This is a genomic window from Mycolicibacterium moriokaense (genome assembly GCF_010726085.1).
GTDB classification, from domain to species: domain Bacteria; phylum Actinomycetota; class Actinomycetes; order Mycobacteriales; family Mycobacteriaceae; genus Mycobacterium; species Mycobacterium moriokaense.
This window is the reverse complement of the sequence record NZ_AP022560.1, coordinates 2,595,807-2,619,706: the sequence shown is the minus strand read 5'-3', so window position 1 is coordinate 2,619,706 and position 23,900 is coordinate 2,595,807. Positions and strand designations below refer to the sequence as shown.

Here is a 23,900-nt window from a genome sequence, read left to right as displayed (position 1 = left end):
GCCAAAGCCACGGCGATCACGGTGGGCCCTGCCCGTTGTGATCGAGTGGCGCAGGCGGCGGGGCCGGGGGCACCCCCGGCCACAACGGCACCCCGCCGGGCCCGTACAGCGGCGCACCATAGGGAGGTGCCCCGGGATAAGGAACCGGTCCGATCGCCGGGCCCGGAAGGCACTGACGAATGCTGGGTGGCTCCGGCACGGCGCGGGTCACCGGGAAGTAGTTCGCCCAACACGGATGCCCGATACCGGGATTCGGCCGGATGTCCAGCCCGGTCCCCCAACCGGTGTTGGTGATCAGCTGGCGCACCGGGAAGTTCTTGGTCGCGTCCGGAAGCGACCCGCACCCGGGTGTTCCGCCGGGCCCGCCCTTGGCGGCGACGATCGGCAGGTTGTTCGGAAACGCGTAGGGATCGTTACCAAGCAGCAGTGCGACGTCGAGCGTAAGCGTGCGGCCATCGCCGCCCCACGCCGCATAGCCACCGTTTTCCAGATACCACGTGGTGCCCTTCAGAAAGCACGTGTAGACCGGATTGTGTTGCAGCAGCAGGTTCGTCGTCGGCTCGAGGACGTTGACCGCCCGGATGAGATTGTCCTTGCTCGTGGCCAGCAGGTTCGTGCCGGCCGTCGACAGTCCGGTCACGTTCAGCAGCAATCCGTCCAGCTCGCTCGCGTGCTCGGTGATGGTTGTGCTGGTGGTGCTGACGGCGTCGAGGATCGACACGATGTCCTCGGCGGCGGCGTCATATGTATCGGTGAAGTCCTTCAGCGAGCGCCAGTTCTGCGCCATGGTGTCGGCGCGCGCGTTCAGCGCCTTCAGTACCTCGTTGAGATCCGTTGCGGCTTGGCCCATCCGGGGTCCCTGCCCGCGTACACCCTCGGCGACGGCTGTCAGCACGGCGTTGAGCTTCAGCGGGTCGACGAGCTTGAGCAGCTCGACGACGTTCTCGAAGACGGTGTTGATCTCTGTGCTGACGTTCCTCGAATGCAGCACCGCACCGGCCGCCAGTCGCCTGGGGCTCGGATTCGGCGGAGACACCAACTCGACGAACTTGGTGCCGAACGCGGTCGTCGCACTGATCTGAGCTTCCACATTGGCGGGGATGTAGCGGATCTGCTCCGGATCGATCTCCAGCTTCAGGCTGGCTTTGTCTGTCCCACCGCCGATTTCGCTGACTCGACCGACCCGGACACCACGCATCATCACATCGGAGTTGGTCTCCATCACCAATCCGGCGCGATCCGATGTCAGCGTCACAGGCACATAGGAGCGGAACGTCTCATCGAACGACGCCGCGGTCACGGCCAGAAACGAGACGATCGCCACCAACAAGATCACCGTCCACCAACCGGTGGCGATGCGGTAGGTCCCTGCCCTGCGCTTCATGCGACTAGCCGGCCAAGTGGAAGTCGCCGGATTTGCCGTAGATGGCCAGCGTCATGACCAGGATCAGGACCGACGCGATCACCATCGAGGCGCGCACGGCCCGGCCGACGGCTTCACCCACCCCCGCGGGCCCACCGCGTGCGGTGTAGCCGTAGTAGGTGCACAGCAACATGATCATCAACGCAACCGCGGCCACTTCGCCCAGTGACCACAGGACGTCGGAGGGGCTCAGATAGGTATAGAAATAGTGGTCGTAGACACCCGAACCCTGGCCGTAGATGGCGGTGGTGCCGATGCGGGCGGCCCAATACGCGGTCATCAGCCCGATGCAGAACAACGGAATCGCCACGATCACCCCGGCCAGCACCCGGGTGGACGCCAGATAGCTCACACTGCGAATCCCGATGGCCTCCAGCGCATCGATCTCCTCGTTGATCCGCATCGCCCCCAATTGGGCTGTGCTGCCGGCGCCGACGGTGGCGGCCAGCGCCACCATCACCGTTCCCGGTTGGATCTCACGGGTGTTGAAGAACGCCGACGCGAACCCCGTCAGTGCCTCCACACCCACCGACGCCAACTGGTTGTAGCCCTGCACAGCGACGATCGCGCCGGTGGTCATCGTCAGGAAGGCGACGATCACAACAGTTCCGCCGATCACCGCGAGAGCCCCGCTGCCCAAGCCCATCTGGGCGACGACCCGCAACAGCTCGCTGCGGTAGTTGATGACGGCATCGGGAATCCCGGCCACTGTGGTGGCATAGAACCGCGTCTGCGCACCGACCTGATCCCAGCCGGACACAACGGCATTCCTCATCCGCTGCAACCGGGGATAGAGCCCGCTGGGAACACTCAACGTCACCACACCACCTCACGACACCATGAAGGGGACGCCGACCGCGGTGACGATGATGTTGATCAGGAACAAGACGAGGAAGGCGAACACCACCGTTTCGTTCACCGCCCGGCCCACACCTGCGGAACCGCCACCCACCGAAATGCCTTGGTAGCAGGCGATCAATCCCGCCATCAACCCGAACAGGGTCGCCTTGATCATCGAGATGATCACGTCGGCCATGTGAGTCAGCGTCGTGAGTCCCGCCACCCACGCACCTGCCGAAACGTCCATCAGGTACACCGAGCAGATGAACGCGCCGACCAGACCCGTCATGATCACGACCGAGCTCAACGCCAGTGACACCGTGGTGGCCGCGAGCACGCGCGGAACCACCAGCGCCTGAATCGGGTTGATGCCCATCACCCTCAGCGCGTCGAGTTCCTCGCGTATGGTCCGCGCACCCAGGTCGGCGCACATGGCCGTCGCACCCGCGCCGGCGACCACCAACACCGTCACGATCGGGCCGCTTTGGGACACCGTGAATATCGCCGCACCGGTCCCGGAGAAATCGGCGGCACCGATGTCGGCCAACAGGACGTTGAAGAGAAACCCCGATATCACCGCCCACGGAATCGTCATCAGCACTGCCGGCAGCGTCGACACCCGTGCGACGAACCAGCACTGCGCCAGGTATTCGCGCCACGCGAACGGCGGCTTGAACATCAACACGAAAGTGTCGAGCGCCATGGCGAAGAACCCGCCGACCGCCCGGACCGGTTTCGTCGCCGTTTGCGTTGAGATCACCATGTTCGCGCCCATCGCGCTGTTGCCTGCCGACGACGGGTCGTCGGGACCAGGCGCCTTTGCGGGAAGTCGTCATCGCCGGACGGCATAGGCGGAACGCTATCGACCCCGGCGGGGCGGTTGCTGCTTCCAGAAAGAGGTATAAGTCTCTCCCGTACGAGGCATAGACCGCCGTACGGAGGCCTTCCTACCGTTTGCTGCGGAATGCTCGGAGATGCTGCCACCGCGAATGGCGGCGCCTGCGCGGACCACATGGGTGCGACGGCGCGACGACGAGTGGAGCAGCTCATATAGGCCATCCGGACAGGTCGAAGTCGGTCGGTGACAACCGAGAGGGTACGCGGCCCTGGCCACCTATGTCCATAGTTAATACGCTTATCTGTACAACATAAGCAGGCATATCACGATGAAAATCGATACTTGTGCTTGAAGATGTATCTTGATAGTACTGTTTGATACGTCACAGTCGAGGTGCTGAGCGCAAAGCCGCCTCATATCGACACCGAGGAGGCACGCCATGATCTCCACCAAGCAGGCCAGCGAGAAACTCGTCCGCGATTTCCTCGGATCGTGGGAGGGCCGCGACCTCGACACCATTTGCGGTGCCTTCGCCGACGACGCCGTCTACCACAACGTGCCCGTCAAGCCGATCGAAGGCATCGCAGGCATCCGCGCGATCTTCCAGGCCTTCCTCGACGCGTTCGCCGAAGCCAAGCTCGACATCATCACGCTTGCGGCCGAACCCGGTCTGGTGCACGCCGAGCGCGTCGACTACTTCACGATGAATGACGGCAGGAAGGTCGTGCTGCCGGTCACCGGCGTGTTCGTCGTCAAGAACGATCAAATCACCCGCTTCTCCGACTATTTCGACCTCGCGGACTTCGAACGCCAAAGCGGATTCAAGCTGTAGAGCGCTCGACGGCCCCCGGCTCGATGCTCTCGCTTTCGCCATGACCCGCAATTCGTCCCCTGCGCCGGCGCAGGTCGCGTCCGCACAGAAACGGAGGCGTCTGGCAGGATTTGGTGATCCGAGCAAGCCAGAAGGGGGGCAACGCGCGGTGGAGCCCGCGGTCTCAACCGTCAAACGCAGGCCGAAGGACCGGAAGCAGCAGATCCTGGAGCAGGCGGTCCGGCTCTTCATCGATCGTGGCTTTCACTCGGTGAAGCTCGAGGACATCGCCGAGGCGGCCGGCGTCACCGCGCGCGCGTTGTATCGCCACTACGACAACAAGCAGGCGTTGCTCGCCGCGGCCATCCGGATGGGCCAGGAGCAGTACCAGAGCGCCCGCATGGACGCTCAGGGCGACACACCGTCGACCCCCAAGCCGCTGAGCGCCGAGCTGGAAGACCTGATCGCCGCTGCCGTCGCGTCTCGATCGCTGTCGGTGCTGTGGCAGCGCGAGGCCCGCTATCTCGACGAGACCGAGCGGGCCGAGGTGCGCCGACGCATCAACGCGATCGTCGCCGGGATGCACGAAGGCGTCCGGCTCGAGACCGGTGATCTGAGTCCCGCCCACACCGAGCTTCGCGCCTGGGCGGTGGCCAGCACCCTGACCAGCCTGGGCCGCCACAACCTGACCCTGCCGAAAGACGAGCTGTCAGACCTTCTGTCGCGGGCGTGCATGGCGGCGGCTCTGACCCCGCCGGTTCGCGATTTGGAGCCGCTGGATGCAGCGCCGGACCAGACGCGTGCGCTGTTCTCCCGGCACGAGACCTTGCTGGCCACCGGCGCACGGCTGTTCCGCGCGCAGGGCTACCCGGCCGTCAGCACCAGCGAGATCGGCAAGGGAGCGGGGATTGCGGGTCCGGGCCTGTACCGCACCTTCTCGTCCAAACAGGCGATCCTGGACGCGCTGATCCGGCGCCTCGACGAGTGGTGGAACCTCGAGACCATCCGCGCATTGCGCAGTGATCAGGAACCGGCTGAATGCCTGCGCAGTCTCATCGAGGGCCGCACCCGTATCAGCCTCGACGATCCCGATCTCGTTTCCGTGTCGATCACCGAGCTGTCGCACGCATCCACTGAAGTGAGCGACGGCTACACGCGAAATCAGGCCGACCGCGAGGGCGTTTGGATCGACCTCATCCGCAAGCAGGTACCGCAGACCACCGTCCCCCAGGCACGGCTGCTCGTCGCGGCCGCGACCAACTTCATCGACGACGTCGTCCGGACCTGGCATCTGCGGCGTTATGCCGGAGTCGAGGACGAGATCACCGCCCTGGTGCTGGCCATCCTGACCAGCAGGGGCTCACCACAGCGCTGAAAGCGTTCCGCCATCCGCGATTTGAGCGGTTCCGCTGACCATCGATGCATCGTCCGACAACAGGAACGCCACCACGCTCGCAATCTCCTCGGGTCCGGCCATCCGGCCCTGCAGCCGTTCGATCATCGTGGTCGCTCCCCCGGCACCAAGCGCCTCGTCGAACATCGTAATCGCCGTCTGCTGCATCGCGGTGTCGACGAAAGCGGGCAGCACGGCGTTGGAACGCACGTTGCCTGAACGCAATTCGGCCGCGGTGATGCGGCTGAGATGGATGATCCCCGCCTTGGACATGCCGTACGCGGCAGAGCCGGCGGCAGCGATCTGACCGGCCAGCGACGACATGTTGACAATGGCGCCGCCGCCACGCTCGATCATCTTGGGTGCCGTATGTTTGGTGCACAGCCAGGCACCGCGAAGGTTGACCCGGATGACGCGGTCGAAGTCGTCGACTGTCGTCTCGACCAGCGGCGCGAAATGGACGATGCCCGCGTTGGCGACAAGCTTGTCGACACCACCGAATTCGGCGACGCAGGCCTCGACCATGCCGATCACCTGGTCCTCGTCTGCGACATCGACCTGGTGACCGACGGCGCCCCGCCCCAGTTTCTGCGCTGCGGCGTCGGCGGCACCACCGTCGATGTCCGCACACAGCACACGGCAGCCCTCGTCCGCGAGTCGCAACGCGATGGCGAGGCCGATCCCGGCGCCGGCCCCCGTCACGATGGCGGCCTTGCCGGCCAGGTCTGGATGGGTCATGTGTTACCTCGCCAATCGCTATGCGTCATAACGGCTCTCACCCTGCAACCGCCAGTGGCGTGACATCGCCGACGACGTGCAGGCCGTGTTCGCGGATCGCCCCGAACATGACGAGCCCGAACCCCGGTGCATCATCGGAGAGTTTGACGGTGTGCACGCCGAGGTCGCGCAGGATCCACGCCACGGTCTGCGATATCGACTCCGCCGGCGGCTTGTCGTGAGCGGACAGGCCGCACGCTCGCAGGGGCCCGGAGGGCCGCAGGTACACAATCATGCCGCTGCCACGCGCCCGCATGGTCGCCAGTGCGCGGTCCAGTTCGCCGCCGCACCGGCACGCCGTCGAGCCGAACACATCCCCGGTGACGCACTCGACATGGACGTGCAGCAGCATCGGCACCCTCGCCCCCGCCTCGCCGATGATCATCACCAGGTGCTCGCCGCCGTCATGCACATCGCGGAAGCCGATCACGCGGGAGGCGCCCATTGCGCTGGGGATCGTCGTCTCAGCCGAGCGAACCGCCTGTGGTTCGGTGCGACGTCGATAGGCCACCAGGTCATCGATCGACACCATGCTCAACCCGTGGGTCTTCGCGAATTCGGCCAACTCGGCGCCGCGAGCCATGGCGACGGGGTGTTCGCGGGAGACGATCTCGCACAACGCCGCCGCCGGCCGCCGTCCGGCCAACCGCGCCAGATCGACGGCGGCCTCGGCCGGTTCCGGATGCCTGAGTACCCCGCCATCGCCGGCGCGCACCGGGACCACGTGACCGGGACGTCGGAAGTCGGATGCATCGGACGTCGACGTCGCAAGCGCTGCAATGGTGGCAGCGCGGTCGGTCGCCGAGATACCGGTGCCGGTGCCGCGCCAGTCCACCGCCACCCGGTCGGCGGCACTCGTGCCGGCGCACAAGGGCGGCAGGTTCAGCCGGTCGCATTCCGAATTCGGAAGGGCGACACGGACATAGCCAGAGGTATGCCGAACGGTGAATGCGAGCAGGCTTGGAGTCGCCGCGTCCGCCGCGAGCGCGACGTACCCTTGTTCGCCGCGCGCCGTGTCATCGGTGACGACGACGGGACGGCCCGCCGCCACCGCCGCGATCGCGCGCCGCACCCGGACATCGGTGGTTCTCATCGGAGTGCTAGCGCAATCCGTGCAGGAAGTCGAGCAGCAGCCGGTTGATCTCCTTGGGCTCTTCCTGCTGAATCCAGTGCCCGACATTGTCGACCATGTGGGTGCCGGTGTAGTTCGGCATCACCTCGTCGGCGCGTGCGATGGCCTCGAGACCCCACGTCGTGCCGACGTCGTACTGCCCGCCGATGAACACCGCGGGCGGGGTCAGCGGCTTGCCTTCCTGGTCGGCCAGGTCGTGCCAGTCGTTGTCGATGTTGTGATAGAAGCTCAGCGGCCCACCGAAGCCGGAGCGCTCGAATTCGCCGGTGTAGAAGTCGACGTCCTCTTCGGTGAACCAGTCCGGCAACTTCTCCGGATAGACAAAGGCGTCCTTGAGCCGCGCCCCCTCGTCCATGCACAGCGGCCCGGCACGGATCACGTCCAACGGATCCATCGACGCCAGGTCGACGCCCGCCGCCTCGGCCGCCCGGGTGGCGGCGATCATCCCGTCACCGGAGACCGTGTAGGTGAGCCCGACCAGCCAGCCGCGCAGATCCTCCTCGATCTCCGCGATGATGCCGTCCTGCGCCGAGAAGTAGTCCTGGTACCAGACCTTGCCCGGCCCAGCGATCTCGAGGTGATAGTCGTTGGGCCGCCGCTCCCCGAACGGGCTGCCGGGCAACGCGATCACGCCCCGTCCCGCGAAGGGACAGCTGAGTCCCGCCACCCCCGCACACCGTTCCGGATGCAGCCACGCGAATGTCCACGCCACCGGTGCGCCCCAGTCATGACCGACGACAACGGCCTGCTTCTCACCGTACGCGTCGATCACCCCGAGAATGTCGCCCGCCAGCTCCTTGATGCGGTACGCCTTCTGCACCCGGTACTTCGACGAACGCCCGTACCCACGCTGGTCGATGGCGACCGCCCGGTAGCCGGCCTCGGCGAGGGCGGGAAGCTGGTGCCGCCACGAGTACCAGGACTCCGGGAACCCGTGGATCAACACCACCAGCGGTCCCTCACCCTCCTCGACAGCGTGGATCCGCGTGCCCCGGCAGTCGAGCATCCGGTGAATCTGGCCCATCGTGGTCGCCTCTCTTCTCGCGTTCAGTGGGTGGGAGTGCCGGCCAAACCGACTGCCATTTCGTCGGTTCGGGCCAGATGGTCGACGACGGGAACCGTGCGGTCCTCGTAGTTGCGCTCAATCAGGGTCTTCTGCCCCGACAGTTTCGTGCGCGCCCACTTACCGAGCACCCGGCCGGCGACCTTCGGTTTCATCAGGGCCGCAGGGGGTTTCACCAGGTGGACGACCGCGAGGAATTCGCGGTAGGTGTCGAGGTCGTCGTGGACCAACTCGAGGACCCGATCCATGTACCAGGTCAGCGCGCCGAAGTAGAACGGGCGCTTGGCACGCACGTCCTTGATCCAGTCGAAGCGCAGGTTCTGTTCGCGGATCACGAACCAGGCCGTGTCGGCCATCTTGCTGATCTTGCGGTAGTAGCGGCGCGGCAGGTCCGGGTGCCCCGGTCCGTACTTGGCCAGCAGGAGCTGGATCTCACGTACTTCCTTGAGCGCCAGGCTCATGCCGAGGCCCGACACCGGATCGGCGCTGGTGTAGGCATCGCCGACCACCAGCAGCGCGCGCGGGAGGTTGTGCTTCTTCTCGTACCGGAGCCGAAGCATGTTCGGGTAGCGGAAGTTGTAGATCGGCGAGGCCGGTTCCAGTCCGTCGATGTTCTCACCGACGACCGGTGACGGCATCAGGTCGGCGAACTTGCGGAACTCCTGCGCGGTGCGCGGCGGCGAGTAACAGTTGTACGCGACAAGCGAAGTGGACAGGATGGTGCGCGAGCTGTCGGTGTAGTACTGCGCGGCGTAGGTGTCCTCGTAGGGGCGGTATGCGTAGCAGATCACCATCACCTTGTCCTGCCACTGCCGCTCCGGCGGCACATGGTGCTGCATGGTGGAGTAGAAGCAGTTGATGATGTCCTGCTCGACCTCGGGTGCGCCGATCCCGATGCGGTCCAGGAACTCCGGGATGCGGGTGTTCTTGCCGGAGGCGTCGAGGACGAACTCGGCGGGCACGACCTCCAATTCGCCATCGCGGTCCACGGCGACGCCGATCACGGTGTTGCTCGCGCGGTCGTAGACGAGGTCGCCCACCTCGGACTCGTAGCGGAACTCGATGCGGGGTTCGTCGTCCAACCGGCGTCGCACGCACCATTCGAGCAGCGGCCGTCCAGCACAGACGATCTGAATGTCGCTGGTGCCGGGCTTCTTCCAGGTACCGCCCAAGCGAATGCGGTATTGGGCGGCCATGTCCACCTTGAACGCGCCCTCGCGCACCATGTCGTCCACGATGCCGGGGAAGATCCGCTCCAGTTCGATCTGCCCCGCGGTGAGCAGGTGGTGTAGATGCCAGCCCTGGGCGGCACCGGGTCGGCCCTCCCGACGCGAGTGCCTGCCGTCCTTTTCGAGGACGATCACCCGCTCGAACGACTCGGTGAGCACCTTGGCCGCTGCGATTCCCGCGATACTGCCGCCGACGACAACCGCGGTGCCTCGGCCACGCTGGCGCACATCCGCCAGGTCGAGCTGTCCGTAGTCCAGGTAGGGAGGGGTTCGCCGCCGCACGGCGCCACTGGGCACGAACTTCTCGTAGTACAGGCCGACCCGGTGAATACCGTTGTTGTCCAGCCAGTTTCGGGTGGCCTCGACCATCGCCGCCGGACCGCACAGGTAGATGTCGGCGTCGCCGTCATCCAGCATGCTCGCGTCCAGCAGGTCGGTGACCAGTCCGACCGGACCGTCCCACTCCGGGGCCGGCTCCGACACGATGATGTGCGACGTCAAACCGGGGATGCGCCTGCTGAGCTCTTCGATTTCGTCGAGCTTGCAGAGATCCTCGTAGGTCGTGACGCCGTACAGCAGGTGGACCGGCTGCCCGATCCCGGGGTCGAGGCTCTGGGCCATCGCCAGGATCGCCGACAGACCTGTACCGCCTGCCACCAGGATCACCGGTCGGACGACGGGGCGCAGGTAGAAACCACCCTTGCTGCACCGCAACGCGATACGGTCCCCCGGCTGCGCCCGGTCACGCAGATAATCCGACATCACCCCGTCGGGCAGCAGCCGGACGATGAACTCCAGTTCGTCGCGGCCGTCGCTGGGATGCGCATAGGAGTAGTTGCGCCATACAGTGGTGCCGGGCACCTGCAACTGGGCGAACTGGCCCGCCTTGTACATGATCGACTCAGTCATGCCCGAGACGTCAACGCGCAGAATCGCGGTCGTCGCCGACACCTTGTGCACGGCGCTCACCACACCGTGCCCGGTCACCAGCCGGGCCGCGTTGTCGTCGACCGGATACTGCAGGTCGATCTGGCAGTCCGACTCGGCAAAGGTCTGGCACGTCAGGATCTTTCGCGCCGCCCGCTCCACGTCGGACAGCCCCTCGGTACGCCCCATGTCGTACTTTCCGGAGACGCACGTCGCGACACAGGTACCGCAGATTCCGCTCTGGCACTCGTTGACGATGGCGACGCCGTGCTCCTCGGCCGCCTCCAGGATCGACTGATCCGGCTGCGCCGGCATCGTCTTCTGCGTGCCGTCCGAATATCGGACCGTGATCTGATGAGCGTTCACGTCAGCTGCCTTTCCTGCTCTCAGACGACCGCGGTTGCCGGCTTCTTCGCGATTCGCGCGTTGAGCCGGGGCATGACCTCCTCTGCCAGCAAACGCATCGAGTCCTTCCACGGACCCGGGTTCTCGCTGTAGTCGAACCCGAGGATCAACAGGTGGCCGAACCCGCCGACCTGGTCGTAGGTGGCCTCCAGCTTGTCCACCACCGTCTCGACCGAGCCGACCACGAAGGTGTTCTCCGCCAGGTATTCCGGCGTGACGTCGGAATCGGGTACGGAGGCGTCGTGTTTGTAGAACTTCGTCATGCCCATCGTCTTGAAGGTCGGTAGCACGTACTCGCGCATGTTCCGACCGAGCATGCCGTCGACGGCGTAGCGGAACGCCTTCTCGTCCGTCTCCGCGACGACGACTTCACGTACCAGTCGCCACTCGCGGCGATCGGGGGTGCGGCCGCTGCGTTCGGCCCCTTCGAGCACGGCATCCCAGTGCGTCGCGACGTAGTCGGTGTTGAGGTCGAGGCTCATCGGTATGTAGCCACGTTCGCCTGCGAGCTTGAGTGTTTCGGAGCCCGCGCTGAATCCGGTGACACCGATGGGCGGGTGCGGCGCCTGGAACGGCTTGATGTGACGGCGCATCAGGCCGTCGTACATCGGCGCAATCCCGTTGGCGTTCCAATACTTTCCGCGATGTTCCCATGGTCCGTCCTCGGTCCAGACGCGCAACATGATCTCCAGAGCTTCGCGCGTCATCTCGCGGTGCTCACCGTTGTGCCCGTCCACGTCGAACAAGGCCCAGTCGCCCGGGATGCCGCTGGCGCCGACGCCGAGCATGAAGCGGCCCTGGGCCAGGTGGTCGAAATACGCGACGCGGTGCGCCAGCTCCACCGGGTGATGGTAGGGCAGCAGGTGAGCGCCGGGCGCGAGCTTGATGTTCTTCGTGCGGAGCAGTGCCTGCGCCAACAACAGGTCGGGCGCACAGATCGGCTCCCACGGCACGGTGAAGTGCTCGCCCACCCAGGCCTCGACGTAACCCAGTTGGTCGGCGAGCTCGATGACGTCGAGGTCCCATTGGGTCGCGTCGTAGAGGCTCCGCTCCGGCGGGTGCGCCGGCATGAGGAAAATTCCGATCTCCATTTCAACCCTTCTGACGTCGTGCCGCGCTTCCCGAGTGCGATGTACAACACAGTACTAGCAAGATACATCATGGAACGCAAGATGCAGTTTTCTTCGTGATTTGCCTGATCATCGTTTCTGATTCTGCGTATTGCTTATGGACATATTGGGTTCTGGCCGCGTAATCTCAGGCCCGTCATCCACCCGTGACCTCGCACACCGCGATCAAGCACCGTGCGGCCAGTTCACTCCTGGAAGGGAGCCATTCGTGCCGGATTTCGACTACATCGGCTACGAGGTCATCGACGAGGGCCGGATCGCGGTCATCACCCTCGATCGCCCGAAACAACGCAACGCGCAGAACCGCGGAATGCTCGTGGAGTTGGGCACGGTCTTCGAGCTCGCCGAAACGGACGACGACGTACGGGTGGTGCTGCTGCGGGCCGCAGGCCCGTCGTTCTCCGCGGGCCACGACCTCGGCTCCTCCACCGACGTCCGCGAACGCACGCCCGGGCCGGACCAACACCCCACCTACCAGTGCAACGGCGGCACGTACGGCGGGGTGGAGTCCCGCAACCGGCAGGAGTGGCACTACTTCTTCGAGAACACCAAACGATGGCGCAACCTGCGCAAGATCACCGTCGCCGAGGTGCACGGAATGGTGCTTTCCGCCGGCCTGATGCTCGCCTGGTGCTGCGACCTCATCGTCGCGGGCGAGGACACCGTCTTCGCCGACGTCGTCGGCACCCGGCTCGGCATGTGCGGGGTGGAGTACTTCGGTCATCCGTGGGAGTTCGGGCCGCGTAAGGCGAAGGAACTCCTGCTGACCGGGGACTCGATCGGCGCCGACGAAGCGCACTCCCTTGGAATGGTCAGCAAGGTCTTCCCCAACGACCAACTTGCGGAGTGCACCCTCGAGTTCGCCCGGCGCATCGCCAAGCTGCCGACCATGGCGGCATTGCTCATCAAGGAATCGGTGAATCAGACGGTCGACGCGATGGGCTTCTCGACCGCACTCGACGCCTGCTTCAAGATCCACCAGCTCAATCACGCGCACTGGGCCGAGGTGACAGGCGGCGCGCTGTCCTACGGCACCGTCGACTACGGACTCGAGGACTGGCGCATCGCCCCGGAAATCCTGCCGGCTGTCAAACAGCGGCCGTGACGATGGACGCCTTCTAAATGGACACCGATTACTCACCCGAGGCCGAAGCGTTCCGGACCCGCATTCGGGCATTTCTTTGCGAGCACCTGCCGGCCGGCTGGTCCGGCGGCGGAGCGCTCCCACCCGACGAGCGCAAGGCGTTCGCACATAAGTGGCGAGCCATCCTCGCGAGCCACGGACTGATCGCAGTCTCGTGGCCCAAGGAGTACGGCGGGGCGGGGCTGTCGGTCATCGAGCAGGTGGTGCTGGCGGAGGAATTGGCCCACGCATGCGCACCCGAACTGCCCGAGAACGACCGGTTCGGCATCGAATTGATGGGCAACACGTTGATCGCGGTCGGCTCTGAGGAACAGAAGAAGCATTTCCTGCCCCGCATCCTGTCCGGCGAAGATCGCTGGTGCCAGGGCTTTTCGGAGCCCGAGGCCGGTTCCGACCTGGCTTCGGTACGGACCAGAGCCGTGCTCGACGGCGACGAGTGGGTGGTCAACGGCCAGAAGATCTGGACATCTGCGGGCCCCACGGCCAACTGGATATTCGTCCTCGCCAGAACCGATCCGAACGCCCCCAAACACAAGGGGTTATCGCTGATCCTCGTGCCGATGGACCAGCCCGGCGTCGAGGTCCGCCCGATCGTCAACGCCGCCGGGCACGCCTCGTTCAGCGAGGTGTTCCTGACGGATGCGCGAACACCGGCCGACAACGTGGTCGGCGGGATCGGCGGTGGGTGGTCGACGGCGATGACGCTGCTCGGTTTCGAGCGCTCGTCGCAGGTCACCACCGCGGCAATCGATTTCGGACGAGATCTGGCGCGGTTGTGCGAACTCGCGACCGACCGGGGACTGAACACCGTGCCGCACATCCGCGACGAGTTGGCCTGGTGCTATTCGCGGGTACAGATCATGCGGTATCAGGGCTACCGCGGTTTGACGTCGCTGCTCAACGGTGCCCGCCCCGGCGCCGACGCGGCGATCAGCAAGGTCGTCTGGAGCGAGTACTTCAGACGGCACACCGAACTCGCCGTCGAGATCCTCGGCCTCGAAGCGCTGAGCCCCGAGGGGCCGGGGAACGGCGCGGCGCTGATCGTCCCCGAGGCGGGCACGCCGAACTCCGCGGCGTGCTGGCTCGACGAACTGCTGTACGCACGCGCCGCGACGATCTACGCAGGCAGTTCGCAGATCCAGCGCAATGTGATCGGCGAGCGGCTCTTGGGGCTGCCGAAAGAACCAGTCGACGTCGGACGGTGAGATGGATTTCCGTTACAGCACAGAACAAGACGACTTCCGCACCTCATTGAGCGGCTTACTGCAGGATGCCGCGCCGCTCGCGCGAGTGCGGGAGGCCGGCGGCCACGACGCGCAGGTGTGGCAACGACTGTGTACCGAGATGGAGCTACCGGGGCTGCACATGCCGGACGAGTACGGCGGTGCCGGTGCGACGTTGGTCGAAACCGCGATCGCGTTCGGCGAACTGGGCCGTGCGTTGACACCGGTTCCGTTGGCGGCCACCACATTCGCCATCGAGGCGATCCGGCGCACCGGTGACGAGGAGCAGCGGACGAGACTGCTCAAGGGACTGCTGCGCGGTGAGCAGATCGGTGCGTTCGCCGTCGCCGGGCCTCGCGACTGCGAACCGTCCGAGGCGCCGGTGCACGCCCACAGTGACAGCGGCCGCACCGTACTCACCGGAGTGTGTGGCCCCGTCCTGCACGGCCATATCGCCGACCTGTTCATCGTGCCTGCGGTCGTCGACGGTGAGGTCATGCTCCACGTGGTGGCGGCCGACGATCCCGGGGTCACCGTCGTGAGCCTGCCGTCGTTCGACATCACCCGACCCGTCGCCAGGCTGGAGTTGACACACGCTCCCGCCGAAGCGCTGACGGCGGGCTCGGCCGACGCCATCGATCGGACGCTGGACGTCGCGCGGGTGTTGCTGGCCGCCGAGATGCTCGGCGGCGCCGAGGCGTGTCTCGCCATGGCCGTCGAATACGCCCGCACGCGCAGGCAATTCGGACGGCCGATCGGCTCGTTCCAGGCGGTGAAGCACGCCTGCGCCGAGATGCTGATCGAGGTCGACGCCACGCGCGCGGCGGTCATGTACGCCGCGATGAGCGCAGACGACGATCGCGAACTGCAGATCGCTGCTCCGCTGGCGAAGGCGCAGGCCGCCGACACCTTCACCCTGTGCGCAGGTTCTGCCATCCAGGTACACGGCGGTATCGCCTTCACCTGGGAACACGACGTGCACCTGTTTTTCCGGCGTGCCACCACCACCAGGGCACTCTTCGGCGGCAGCAGGCACCACCGTCGACTGCTCGCCGATCGCGCGGGCCTTTGATCCGTCATTGGTAAGGAGCCAGCGATGACCGCGTTCAGCGACGGGGCCGAATCGTATGCGGCCGGCCCCACCGACACTCCCCTCCTCGACGAGACGATCGGCGCGAACCTCGAACGCACCGCGTCGACGTATCCCGACGCCGAGGCGCTCGTCGACGCGTCCAGCGGAAAGCGCTGGACATACGCCGAGCTGAACGACGAGATCGACCGCGTGGCAAGGGCTCTGATGGCCAACGACATCCAGCGCGGAGACCGCATCGGCATCTGGGCGCCCAATTGTCCGGAGTGGACCATTCTGCAGTACGCGACAGCCAAGATCGGGGCGATCCTGGTGGCGGTCAATCCCGCCTACCGCACCCACGAATTGGCCTACGTGCTGCGTCAGTCGGGCACGCGGCTGCTGGTGTCGGCGACGACGTTCAAGACCTCCGACTACCGCAGCATGGTCGACGAGGTGCGCCCCGAGATCCCAGACCTCGCCGAGGTTCTCTTCCTGGGCACCGACGATTGGGATCGCCTGTGCAGTCGCGCCGACGAGGTGTCCGCGGCCGAGCTGCGTTCACGGATGGACAGCCTGCAACCGAACGACCCGATTAATATCCAATACACCTCGGGCACAACCGGTTCGCCCAAAGGCGCGACGCTGTCTCACCGGAACATCCTCAACAACGGCTTCTTCGTCACCGAGCTCATCAAGCTCGGCCCCGGGGAGCGGCTGTGCATCCCGGTGCCCTTCTACCACTGCTTCGGCATGGTGATGGGCAACCTGGGCTGTACCACCCACGGCGCCACGATGGTGATCCCGGCGGCCGGCTTCGACCCCGGCGCGACGTTGAACGCCATCGAAAAGGAGCGCTGCACAGCCGTTTACGGCGTGCCGACGATGTTCATCGCGATGCTCGGGCACCCCGATCTGGCTGAGTGTGATCTGTCGTCGCTGCGTACCGGGATCATGGCGGGGGCCACCTGCCCGGTGGAGCTCATGAAACGCTGCGGCAGCGAGCTGAACATTCCCGAGTTGTCGATCGCCTACGGCATGACGGAGACCTCGCCGGTGTCCTGCCAGACCCTCATCGACGACGACCTGGACCGGCGCACCGCCACGGTGGGACGGGTGCATCCGCATGTGGAGATCCGGGTCGTCGACCCCGACACCGGCAAGACCGTGAAACGTGGTCAGCCGGGCGAGTTCTGCACTCGCGGGTACTCGGTGATGCTGGGCTACTGGAACAACGAGGAGCGCACCCGCGAGGCCATCGACGACGAGGGCTGGATGCACACCGGCGATCTGGCGGTGATGCGGGATGACGGCTACTGCATGATCATCGGGCGCATCAAGGACATGGTGATCCGCGGCGGCGAGAACGTATATCCGCGCGAGGTCGAGGAATTCCTGTACACCCACCCCGACATCGAAGATGCCCAGGTGATCGGCGTCCCCGACGAGAAGTACGGCGAAGAGATCTGCGCGTGGATCAGGATGCGCCCGGGTCGCACCCCACTGGATGCCGACGCCGTGCGGGAGTTCGCGTCGGGGAAGCTCGCGCACTACAAGATCCCCCGCTACGTCCACATCGTCGACGAGTTTCCGATGACGGTGACCGGCAAGGTACGCAAGGTGGAGATGCGGACCGAGACGGTGCGACTACTGGGGTTATGACCTCTCGGCCGCTTCGCGTCGCTCATGCCACCGCAGACGGAGCAGCAGCAGCCCCCGGTGCGCACGCCACCCCGCAGACAGCGGGTCACGCCAGACCGGCGCGTGGCGCCTCGGTTGGGGTTCGGTATGCACCCAACCATTGTGCAGACAATCTCAGAACCCGGCCATCCACCACACGGCCGCGCAGGTGAACAGTGGTGGAACAGTGCGGTTGGGCTGTCGATTATGCCCCTTTACCTCGCAGTTCGTGGGACAGCGCCTCGAGTTCGTCCCCACCCGCCATCTCCTGCGTCAGGTGCTCGAGCGTGATGTCGTCATATGTGCAGTCCAGCTTCTGCCGACCACGGTTGAGCAGCACAAAGTGGTCGCCGACCATGTGGGCGTGGTGCGGATTGTGTGTGATGAACACCACGCCGAACCCGGCCTCTTTGGCCGCGCTGATGTACTTCAGCACCACCCCCGACTGCTTGACGCCGAGCGCGGCCGTGGGCTCGTCGAGGATCAGCACCCGCGCCCCGAAGAAGACCGCCCGCGCGATCGCCACGCACTGGCGTTGACCGCCGGACAGCGACCCGATCGGGACGTCGACGTCGGGCAGATCGATGCCCATCTTCGACAGTTCGCTCAGCGTGGTGGCACGCATCGCATTCGAGTCCAGCGAGAACGGGAACGACTTCTTGCGGATCTCCTGACCGAGGAAGAAGTTGCGCCACACCGGCATCAGCGGCACGACGGCCAGGTTCTGATACACGGTCGCGATCCCCTTGGCCAACGCGTCCTTGGGTGACGCGAAGCGGGCGGGTTCACCGTCGACCAGGAGCTCGCCCTCGCTCGGCGGGTGATAGCCGGCGATGATTTTGATCAGCGTCGACTTGCCCGCGCCGTTGTCGCCGAGGATGCCCGTCACCTCGCCGGCGTGGACACGCAGTGAGATGTCTTTCAGCGCAGTGATGTTGCCGTACATCTTGCCGACGTTCTTGAGCTCGACCAGCGGCACCTTGCCACCCGACGGTGCTTCTTCGACGGCGTGATCAACGGTTGCGGTCATGGGTCACCTCTTCGCGGCGTAGTTACGGAATGCGTTGTTGGCGATCACCGCGAACAGCAGCATCACGCCCATGAAGAACTTGAACCAGTCCGGTTCCCAGCCCGCATAGACGATGCCCTGCTGCACCATCCCGAAGATGAACGCACCGATCGCGGCGCCGATGGCCGTGCCGTAGCCGCCCGTCAGCAGACATCCGCCGATGACCGCCGCGATGATGTAGATGAACTCCTGACCCACGCCCTGGCCGGACTGAACGGTGTTGTAGGAGAACAGAAGGTGCATGCCGGAGAACCACGCTGAGAACCCGACGAACATGAAGAGGCCGATCTTTACCGCAGTGACCGGCACGCCGACCGCACGCGCACTCTCCGCGTCGCCACCGACGGCGAAGATCCAGTTGCCGATCCGCGTCTTGAACAGCACGTAGGTCGCGACCAAGGTGAACAGCAGCCACCAGAGGACCGTGATGCGCACCGGCACACCGAAGATCGTCAGCGTCGACGCGAACACCGCACGCGCGGACTCCCAGCCCTCCATATCGTTGACGCTCGGTGTCGCGACCGCCCCCGCAACCCATTTCGTCACGGCGATGTTCGCCCCGGTCAGCATCAGCAGGGTGCCCAGGGTGATGAGGAAGCTCGGGATCTTGGTCTTCATCACCATGTACCCGTTGAAGAAGCCGACACCGAGCGACAGGATGAGCGCCAATCCCGCACCGGCCCAAAGGTTCAGATGGAAGTTCCACGCCAGCATGGACGCCGCAAGCGAACCCGTGGTGACCGCGACACCCGCCGACAGGTCGAACTCGCCGCCGATCATCAGCAGCGCGACCGCGCACGCCATGATGCCGATCGTCGAGCTGCCGTACAGCACAGTCGCCAACGACTCGGCCGACCGGAACGGCGGAGCCATGATGAAAAAGAAGATGAAGATGACGACCGCACCGATCAGGGCGCCCATCTCAGGGCGAATCAGCAGTCGCTGTACGCGGTTTCGCTCCTTGACCCGTTCGTCGTGGACAACCTTGCGTTCGGCTAGGTCGACTCCGGTGCTGGTACTCATCAGCGTGTCCCGCCCTTCGCATACTCAGCCACCGCATCGATGTTCGACTTGTCGATGAACGCGGGCCCCGTCAACGTCTCTTTACCGCCACCGATCACGTTGCCGTTGTTGAGGTACAGCCACAGCGAGTCGATCGACAGGTAGCCCTGCAGGAACGGCTGCTGGTCGACGGCCCATTGCACATCGCCGGATTTGATCGCGTCCACGAGCGCGGCGTTGGTGTCGAACGTCCCGATCCTGGCGCTGCTGCCCGCGTTCTTCGCCGATTGCACCGCGGTCAGGGCGAACGGCGCGCCCAGCGTGACGTAGTCGATGCTTCGGTCCTGCTGCAGCTTCGCGGTGATCGTCGACTCGACCGACGGCATGTCCTTGCCGTTGACGTTGAGGTTCTCGGTCGCGGGGAAGGTGCTCTTCACTCCGGCACAACGGGATTCGAGGCCAACGTGTCCCTGTTCCTGGATGATGCACAGCACCTTCTTGGCGCCGTCCTGCTTGAGCCGGTCGCCGGCGGCCTGGCCGGCGATGAACTCGTCCTGGCCGAAGAACTCCTTGACGCCCATCTGCTGCCAGGCGTCGCCGCCGGCGTTGAATGCGACGACGGGAATGCCCTTCGCCTCTGCGGCCTCGACGGCGGCGCGCATCGCGTCAGGCTTGGCGAGTGTCAGCGCGATGCCGTCCACACCGCTGTCGATCGCGGTCTGTACGAGGTTGGCCTGGTTGGGCGCCTCGGGGTCGTTCGAGTAGCGCAGCTCGATGTTGTCCTTCCGCGCCGCCGTCTCCGCACCCTTGCGAATCAGGTCCCAAAACGAGTCACCCGGCACTTCGTGGGTGATCATCGCGATCGTCGCGCGGGGCGTGTCGACGGTGCCGCCGCCCATCCCCCCGCCGCTCTCCCGCGGCTTGCCGCCGGTCGATGAACACGACGCGATTCCCAGAACGAGCACCGTCACCCCGGTGGCCGCCACGAGCCGACTGAAACCCATCTCTCCTCCGCTCTTCGCGCGAGCACTCACCGGAGCTTCACGCTCGTCGTCCACGTGCAGCGCAGCACGCCTCATGGTCGATGTAATACGGCTCACAGCGGAAAGTCAATACTTTGTCCTGACATTAGGACTGCATGTCAAATGTTAGGGTGCCGTCAGCGAAGGAGGCGATGCCGCCATGACGGACTTCGAGCTTGCGGTCTGCGCCGAGATGGTGTTCACCGAGCTACCGATCGTCGATCGCGTGCGCCGCATCCATGACATGGGCTTCGCCGTCGAGATCTGGAGCTGGCACGACAAGGATCTGGCAGCGCTCGCGGCCACTGGTGCGAAGTTCACGTCGATAACGGGATACCTGCACGGCGACCTGATCGATTCGGCGAGCGCCGACGAGGTGGTGCGCACCGCGGGGCTGTCCATCAAAGCCGCTGAAAAACTTGGGGTTTCGCGGTTGAATCTGCATACCGCCGAGCTGATCGACGGCAACGCCCCGCGGCCGCGGCATCGCGCGACGGGTGAGATGTGGCTGACCGCCTTACGCACTTTGGAGCGCCTCGGTGAGCTCGGGGCCGATGCCGGCGTGCAGTTCTGCGTCGAGAACCTCAACACGATCGTCGACCACCCCGGTGTCCCGCTCGCCCGCGCGAAGGACACATTGGCACTGGTCGAAGGCGTCGCACATCCCAACGTCAAGATGATGCTCGACCTCTACCACGCCCAGATCGGCGAGGGGAATCTCATCGAGCTGATCCGCCGCAGCGGCGACGCCATCGGCGAGATACAGGTCGCCGACGTCCCGGGACGATGCGAACCAGGAACCGGCGAGATCAACTACCCCGCCATCGCGAAGGCGCTGCGCGACATCGGGTTCAACGGCACCGTCGGCATGGAGGCGTGGGCATCGGGCGATAGCGTCGCCGCGCTGGAAGCGTTCCGAGCCGCGTTCACTTAGCCGCGAGCTGGGCAACAGTTACCGGTCGACCAGTGTCGTGTCGAAGTAATAGCGAGATGCGCGGTAGCAATGCGTGCCGTACTCGACCGCTTTGCCGGAGTCGTCGAATGCGGTGCGGGTCATGGTCAGCAGCGGCGCGCCGGCCTTCTCGTCGAGCAGCCGCGCCTCCGACCGCGTCGCGCCACGCGCTCCGATTCGCTGCCGCGCCAGCCGAATATGCACGCCGCGTGACCGCAACGACTGATACAGGCCCGAGTTTTCCAGCTCACTCGCGTCCGGCGCGATCTCGACGGGCAGATGGTTGATCATCACCGCGAGCGGCTCGCCGTTCGCACACCGCAGCCGGTGAATGGAGACCACGTCGCGGTCCTGGGGGATGCCGAGCTCACGCGCGACCTCTTCGTCGGGCCGCCCGACCGTGTAGTCCAGCAACTGCGTCGTCGGCTCCTGCCCGGCGCGGGCGAGGTCGTCGAAAAGGCTTGTCAGCTCGACGCGTCGATGCACCGGGCTCTGCACGACCTGCGTCCCGACACCGCGCTTGCGGACCAGCAGACCCTTGTCGACGAGTTCCTGAATCGCACGCCTCGTCGTCGGCCGCGACAGCGTCAATCGCTTCGCCAAAGCCAGCTCGTTCTCGAAGCGGTCGCCAGGCGCGAGTTCGCCATCGCGTATCGCCGCCTCGATCGCCTGCGCGAGCTGATAGTAGAGAGGAACAGGGCTTGACCTGTCGAGCTCCACTGCCAGGGGCACGTCGTCTCCGATCTCGGGATGGACCAGACAAACAGTAGCTGAATCCTAGCATTCCATGATCGAAAGATAGAATGTCAGGACAAACTATTGACACGATTGAGTGGTGACGGGCACAGTCATAGTCAGCCGCCCCTACCCCGTGGAGAGCCGACCGTGACGACTACACAGCCACATGACGTCCTCGCCATCGGGCGCTGCGGTGTCGACGTCTATCCCCTGCAGGTCGGCGTGGGGCTCGAGGACGTGGAGACCTTCGGCAAGTTCCTCGGCGGCAGTGCCGCGAATGTCGCCGTCGCGTCGGCGCGGCTCGGCAATCGCTCGGCGCTGATCTCCGGCGTGGGCGCCGACCCGTTCGGAAGGTTCGTCAGCGCCGAACTCGCGCGGCTCGGCGTCGACAACCGCTTCGTGGTCACCAACGACACGTACCCGACTCCCGTCACCTTCTGCGAGATCTTCCCGCCCGACGACTTCCCGCTGTACTTCTACCGACGTCCCAGCGCACCCGACCTTCAGATCAGCGCCGACGATATCGACGCCGACGCCGTTCGGTCCGCGCGGCTGTACTGGTCGACCGTCACCGGCCTCTCCGAAGAGCCAAGCCGCAGCGCACATTTCGCTGCCTGGGAGGCCCGCGACCGCGCGCCGTTGACCGTGCTCGACCTCGACTACCGCCCGATGTTCTGGGACTCCCCCGCCGCGGCGACCGAACAGGTGCGACGCGCGCTGGCGCATGTCACCGTCGCGGTCGGCAACCGCGAGGAGTGTGAGATCGCCGTCGGAGAATCCGACCCGGACAAGGCGGCCGACGCACTGCTGGACCTCGGCGTCGAGCTGGCCATCGTCAAGCAGGGACCCCGTGGTGTCCTCGGCAAGACCAAGCAGAGTTCGGTGACGGTTCCGCCGAACCAGGTCGACGTCGTCAACGGGCTCGGCGCCGGAGATGCGTTCGGCGGCAGCCTGTGCCACGGCCTGCTGCACGGCTGGTCGCTGGAGAAGACGCTGCGCTACGCCAACGCCGCGGGCGCGATCGTCGCGTCCCGGCTGGAGTGCTCGACCGCGATGCCGACCGCCGCCGAAGTGGCCGAGCTCGCCGAACGGACCGCAGCGGAGGCCGCCAATGCCTAGGCCACCACTGTGCACCGACTATGCGGCCATCACCGAACTGCGCGCCACCGATCCCGGCGCCATCGCCCGCGCTTGGCAGAACCGCGTCACGCGGCCGACCATCCGGGGCAACGGTCGCCTGATGATCGTCGCCGCCGACCACCCCGCCCGCGGCGCACTCGCCGTCGGCTCACGTCCGACCGCGATGAACAGCAGGACCGACCTGCTCGACCGGTTGCGCGCCGCCCTCGCCGATCCCGGCGTCGACGGCGTCCTCGCCACCACGGACATTCTCGACGACCTCGTGCTGCTAGGCGCCCTCGACGACAAGGTGGTCCTCTCGTCGTTCAATCGCGGTGGGCTGGCGGGCGCGTCGTTCGAACTCGATGACCGGATGACGGCCGCCACGGCCGCGTCCACCGCGGCGGCGAAGATGAACGGCGGAAAGATGTTGTGCCGCATCGACCTCAACGATGCGGGAACCGTCGCGACCATGGCGGCGTGCGCACGCGCGGTCGACGAACTGGCCGCGCACGGCCTGATCGCGATGCTCGAGCCGTTCATGTCGTCCCGCGTCGACGGGAAGGTCCGCAACGACCTGTCACCCGACGCCGTCATCAAGTCGATCCACATCAGCCAGGGCATCGGCTCGACATCTGCGTACACCTGGCTGAAGCTGCCGGTGGTCGACGAGATGGACCGCGTGATGGAGGCGACGACGTTGCCGACGCTCCTGTTGGGCGGCGATCCGACCGATCCCGACGTGGCGTTCGCGAGCTGGGAGAAGGCGCTCGCGCTGCCGTCGGTGCGCGGGCTCATCGTCGGACGCACGCTGCTGTATCCGCAGGACGACGACGTCACCTCCGCCGTCGCCACCGCAGTGTCGATGGTGCGAGCCGGGGCAAGCACTGGGGGCACCACCCGCGCGCAGCGCG

At 65.7% G+C, this 23,900-nt stretch carries 20 protein-coding genes and 1 pseudogene; 9 read left to right on the top strand and 12 right to left on the bottom strand.

The features are described from left to right. Window positions 1-16: 16 nt before the first annotated feature. The 3 genes from G6N43_RS12835 to G6N43_RS12825 are packed head-to-tail and all read right to left on the bottom strand — an operon-like array spanning window position 17 to window position 3,038. Window positions 17-1,384: an MCE family protein gene (locus tag G6N43_RS12835; RefSeq protein ID WP_083150177.1), complete on the bottom strand. Its 1,368-nt coding sequence runs from the start codon at window positions 1,382-1,384 to the stop codon at window positions 17-19. A gap of 4 nt (window positions 1,385-1,388) precedes the next feature. Continuing rightward, on the bottom strand, window positions 1,389-2,198 hold the full coding sequence (locus tag G6N43_RS12830; RefSeq protein WP_083150178.1) for an ABC transporter permease: 810 nt from the start codon (window positions 2,196-2,198) through the stop codon (window positions 1,389-1,391). A gap of 54 nt (window positions 2,199-2,252) precedes the next feature. Then, complete coding sequence (locus tag G6N43_RS12825; protein ID WP_110810316.1) at window positions 2,253-3,038, bottom strand: MlaE family ABC transporter permease; 786 nt, start codon at window positions 3,036-3,038, stop codon at window positions 2,253-2,255. A 502-nt stretch (window positions 3,039-3,540) separates the two neighbouring features. Here G6N43_RS12825 and G6N43_RS12820 point away from each other — a divergent pair. Together G6N43_RS12820 and G6N43_RS12815 are read left to right on the top strand one after the other, a co-directional pair. Beyond that, window positions 3,541-3,933, top strand: a complete 393-nt coding sequence (locus G6N43_RS12820) for a limonene-1,2-epoxide hydrolase family protein (RefSeq protein WP_083150179.1) — start codon at window positions 3,541-3,543, stop codon at window positions 3,931-3,933. 148 nt (window positions 3,934-4,081) lie between these two features. Beyond that, on the top strand, window positions 4,082-5,287 hold the full coding sequence (locus tag G6N43_RS12815; protein ID WP_083150180.1) for a TetR/AcrR family transcriptional regulator: 1,206 nt from the start codon (window positions 4,082-4,084) through the stop codon (window positions 5,285-5,287). Here the strand turns inward: G6N43_RS12815 and G6N43_RS12810 are convergent. The 5 genes from G6N43_RS12810 to G6N43_RS12790 all read right to left on the bottom strand — a co-directional run bounded on the left by G6N43_RS12810 (window position 5,273) and on the right by G6N43_RS12790 (window position 11,929). Next, the gene (locus tag G6N43_RS12810) at window positions 5,273-6,043 is read right to left on the bottom strand and encodes an SDR family oxidoreductase (protein ID WP_083150181.1); all 771 of its coding nucleotides are present in this window, start codon (window positions 6,041-6,043) and stop codon (window positions 5,273-5,275) included. The genes G6N43_RS12815 and G6N43_RS12810 overlap by 15 nt on opposite strands. 37 nt (window positions 6,044-6,080) lie before the next feature. Continuing rightward, window positions 6,081-7,175: a 3,4-dihydroxy-2-butanone-4-phosphate synthase gene (locus G6N43_RS12805; RefSeq protein ID WP_083150182.1), complete on the bottom strand. Its 1,095-nt coding sequence runs from the start codon at window positions 7,173-7,175 to the stop codon at window positions 6,081-6,083. A 7-nt stretch (window positions 7,176-7,182) separates the two neighbouring features. Further along, entirely contained in the window at window positions 7,183-8,238 is a 1,056-nt protein-coding gene (locus G6N43_RS12800; protein WP_083150183.1) for an alpha/beta fold hydrolase, read from the bottom strand. Between the two features lie 23 nt (window positions 8,239-8,261). Continuing rightward, on the bottom strand, window positions 8,262-10,748 hold the full coding sequence (locus tag G6N43_RS12795; protein WP_407664910.1) for an FAD-binding oxidoreductase: 2,487 nt from the start codon (window positions 10,746-10,748) through the stop codon (window positions 8,262-8,264). 71 nt (window positions 10,749-10,819) lie between these two features. Further along, window positions 10,820-11,929 carry an LLM class flavin-dependent oxidoreductase gene (locus tag G6N43_RS12790; RefSeq protein ID WP_083150185.1) on the bottom strand — a complete coding sequence of 370 codons (1,110 nt, stop codon included), beginning with the start codon at window positions 11,927-11,929 and terminating at the stop codon, window positions 10,820-10,822. 247 nt (window positions 11,930-12,176) lie between these two features. Between G6N43_RS12790 and G6N43_RS12785 the strand changes: the two genes are divergently transcribed. The 4 genes from G6N43_RS12785 to G6N43_RS12770 are packed head-to-tail and all read left to right on the top strand — an operon-like array spanning window position 12,177 to window position 17,066. Beyond that, window positions 12,177-13,073, top strand: a complete 897-nt coding sequence (locus tag G6N43_RS12785; protein WP_083150186.1) for an enoyl-CoA hydratase — start codon at window positions 12,177-12,179, stop codon at window positions 13,071-13,073. A gap of 17 nt (window positions 13,074-13,090) precedes the next feature. Then, window positions 13,091-14,317, top strand: a complete 1,227-nt coding sequence (locus tag G6N43_RS12780) for an acyl-CoA dehydrogenase (RefSeq protein WP_083150187.1) — start codon at window positions 13,091-13,093, stop codon at window positions 14,315-14,317. Between the two features lies 1 nt (window position 14,318). Continuing rightward, the gene (locus G6N43_RS12775) at window positions 14,319-15,407 is read left to right on the top strand and encodes an acyl-CoA dehydrogenase family protein (protein ID WP_083150188.1); all 1,089 of its coding nucleotides are present in this window, start codon (window positions 14,319-14,321) and stop codon (window positions 15,405-15,407) included. Between the two features lie 24 nt (window positions 15,408-15,431). Next, complete coding sequence (locus tag G6N43_RS12770) at window positions 15,432-17,066, top strand: AMP-binding protein (protein ID WP_083150189.1); 1,635 nt, start codon at window positions 15,432-15,434, stop codon at window positions 17,064-17,066. Window positions 17,067-17,289: 223 nt separating this feature from the next. On the opposite strand, the gene G6N43_RS12765 is transcribed toward G6N43_RS12770, so the two are convergent. From G6N43_RS12765 to G6N43_RS12755, 3 genes are read right to left on the bottom strand one after another with little or no spacing between them, the layout of a single operon-like run. Further along, a complete protein-coding gene (locus G6N43_RS12765; RefSeq protein ID WP_083150190.1) occupies window positions 17,290-18,114 on the bottom strand; it encodes an ATP-binding cassette domain-containing protein in 825 nt (274 codons plus the stop codon). A 3-nt stretch (window positions 18,115-18,117) separates the two neighbouring features. After that, window positions 18,118-19,176 carry an ABC transporter permease gene (locus G6N43_RS12760; RefSeq protein WP_083150191.1) on the bottom strand — a complete coding sequence of 353 codons (1,059 nt, stop codon included), beginning with the start codon at window positions 19,174-19,176 and terminating at the stop codon, window positions 18,118-18,120. Next, entirely contained in the window at window positions 19,176-20,159 is a 984-nt protein-coding gene (locus tag G6N43_RS12755; RefSeq protein WP_083150252.1) for a substrate-binding domain-containing protein, read from the bottom strand. The genes G6N43_RS12760 and G6N43_RS12755 overlap by 1 nt, the downstream gene beginning before the upstream one ends. Before the next feature lie 178 nt (window positions 20,160-20,337). On the opposite strand from G6N43_RS12755, the gene G6N43_RS12750 reads away from it, so the two are divergent. After that, a complete protein-coding gene (locus tag G6N43_RS12750) occupies window positions 20,338-21,111 on the top strand; it encodes a TIM barrel protein (RefSeq protein ID WP_083150192.1) in 774 nt (257 codons plus the stop codon). Window positions 21,112-21,129: 18 nt separating this feature from the next. Here G6N43_RS12750 and G6N43_RS12745 read toward each other — a convergent pair whose 3' ends face one another. Then, window positions 21,130-21,861 (bottom strand): GntR family transcriptional regulator, encoded by a 732-nt coding sequence (locus G6N43_RS12745; RefSeq protein WP_083150193.1) that lies wholly within the window; start codon window positions 21,859-21,861, stop codon window positions 21,130-21,132. A gap of 153 nt (window positions 21,862-22,014) precedes the next feature. Here G6N43_RS12745 and iolC point away from each other — a divergent pair, with 153 nt between their 5' ends. Together iolC and G6N43_RS12735 are read left to right on the top strand one after the other, a co-directional pair. Further along, window positions 22,015-22,986 (top strand): 5-dehydro-2-deoxygluconokinase, encoded by a 972-nt coding sequence (iolC, locus tag G6N43_RS12740; protein ID WP_083150194.1) that lies wholly within the window; start codon window positions 22,015-22,017, stop codon window positions 22,984-22,986. Then, window positions 22,979-23,860 (top strand): annotated as a pseudogene (locus tag G6N43_RS12735) (Cgl0159 family (beta/alpha)8-fold protein); the annotation flags it as partial. The gene iolC and the pseudogene G6N43_RS12735, both read left to right, overlap by 8 nt. Window positions 23,861-23,900: the final 40 nt, after the last annotated feature.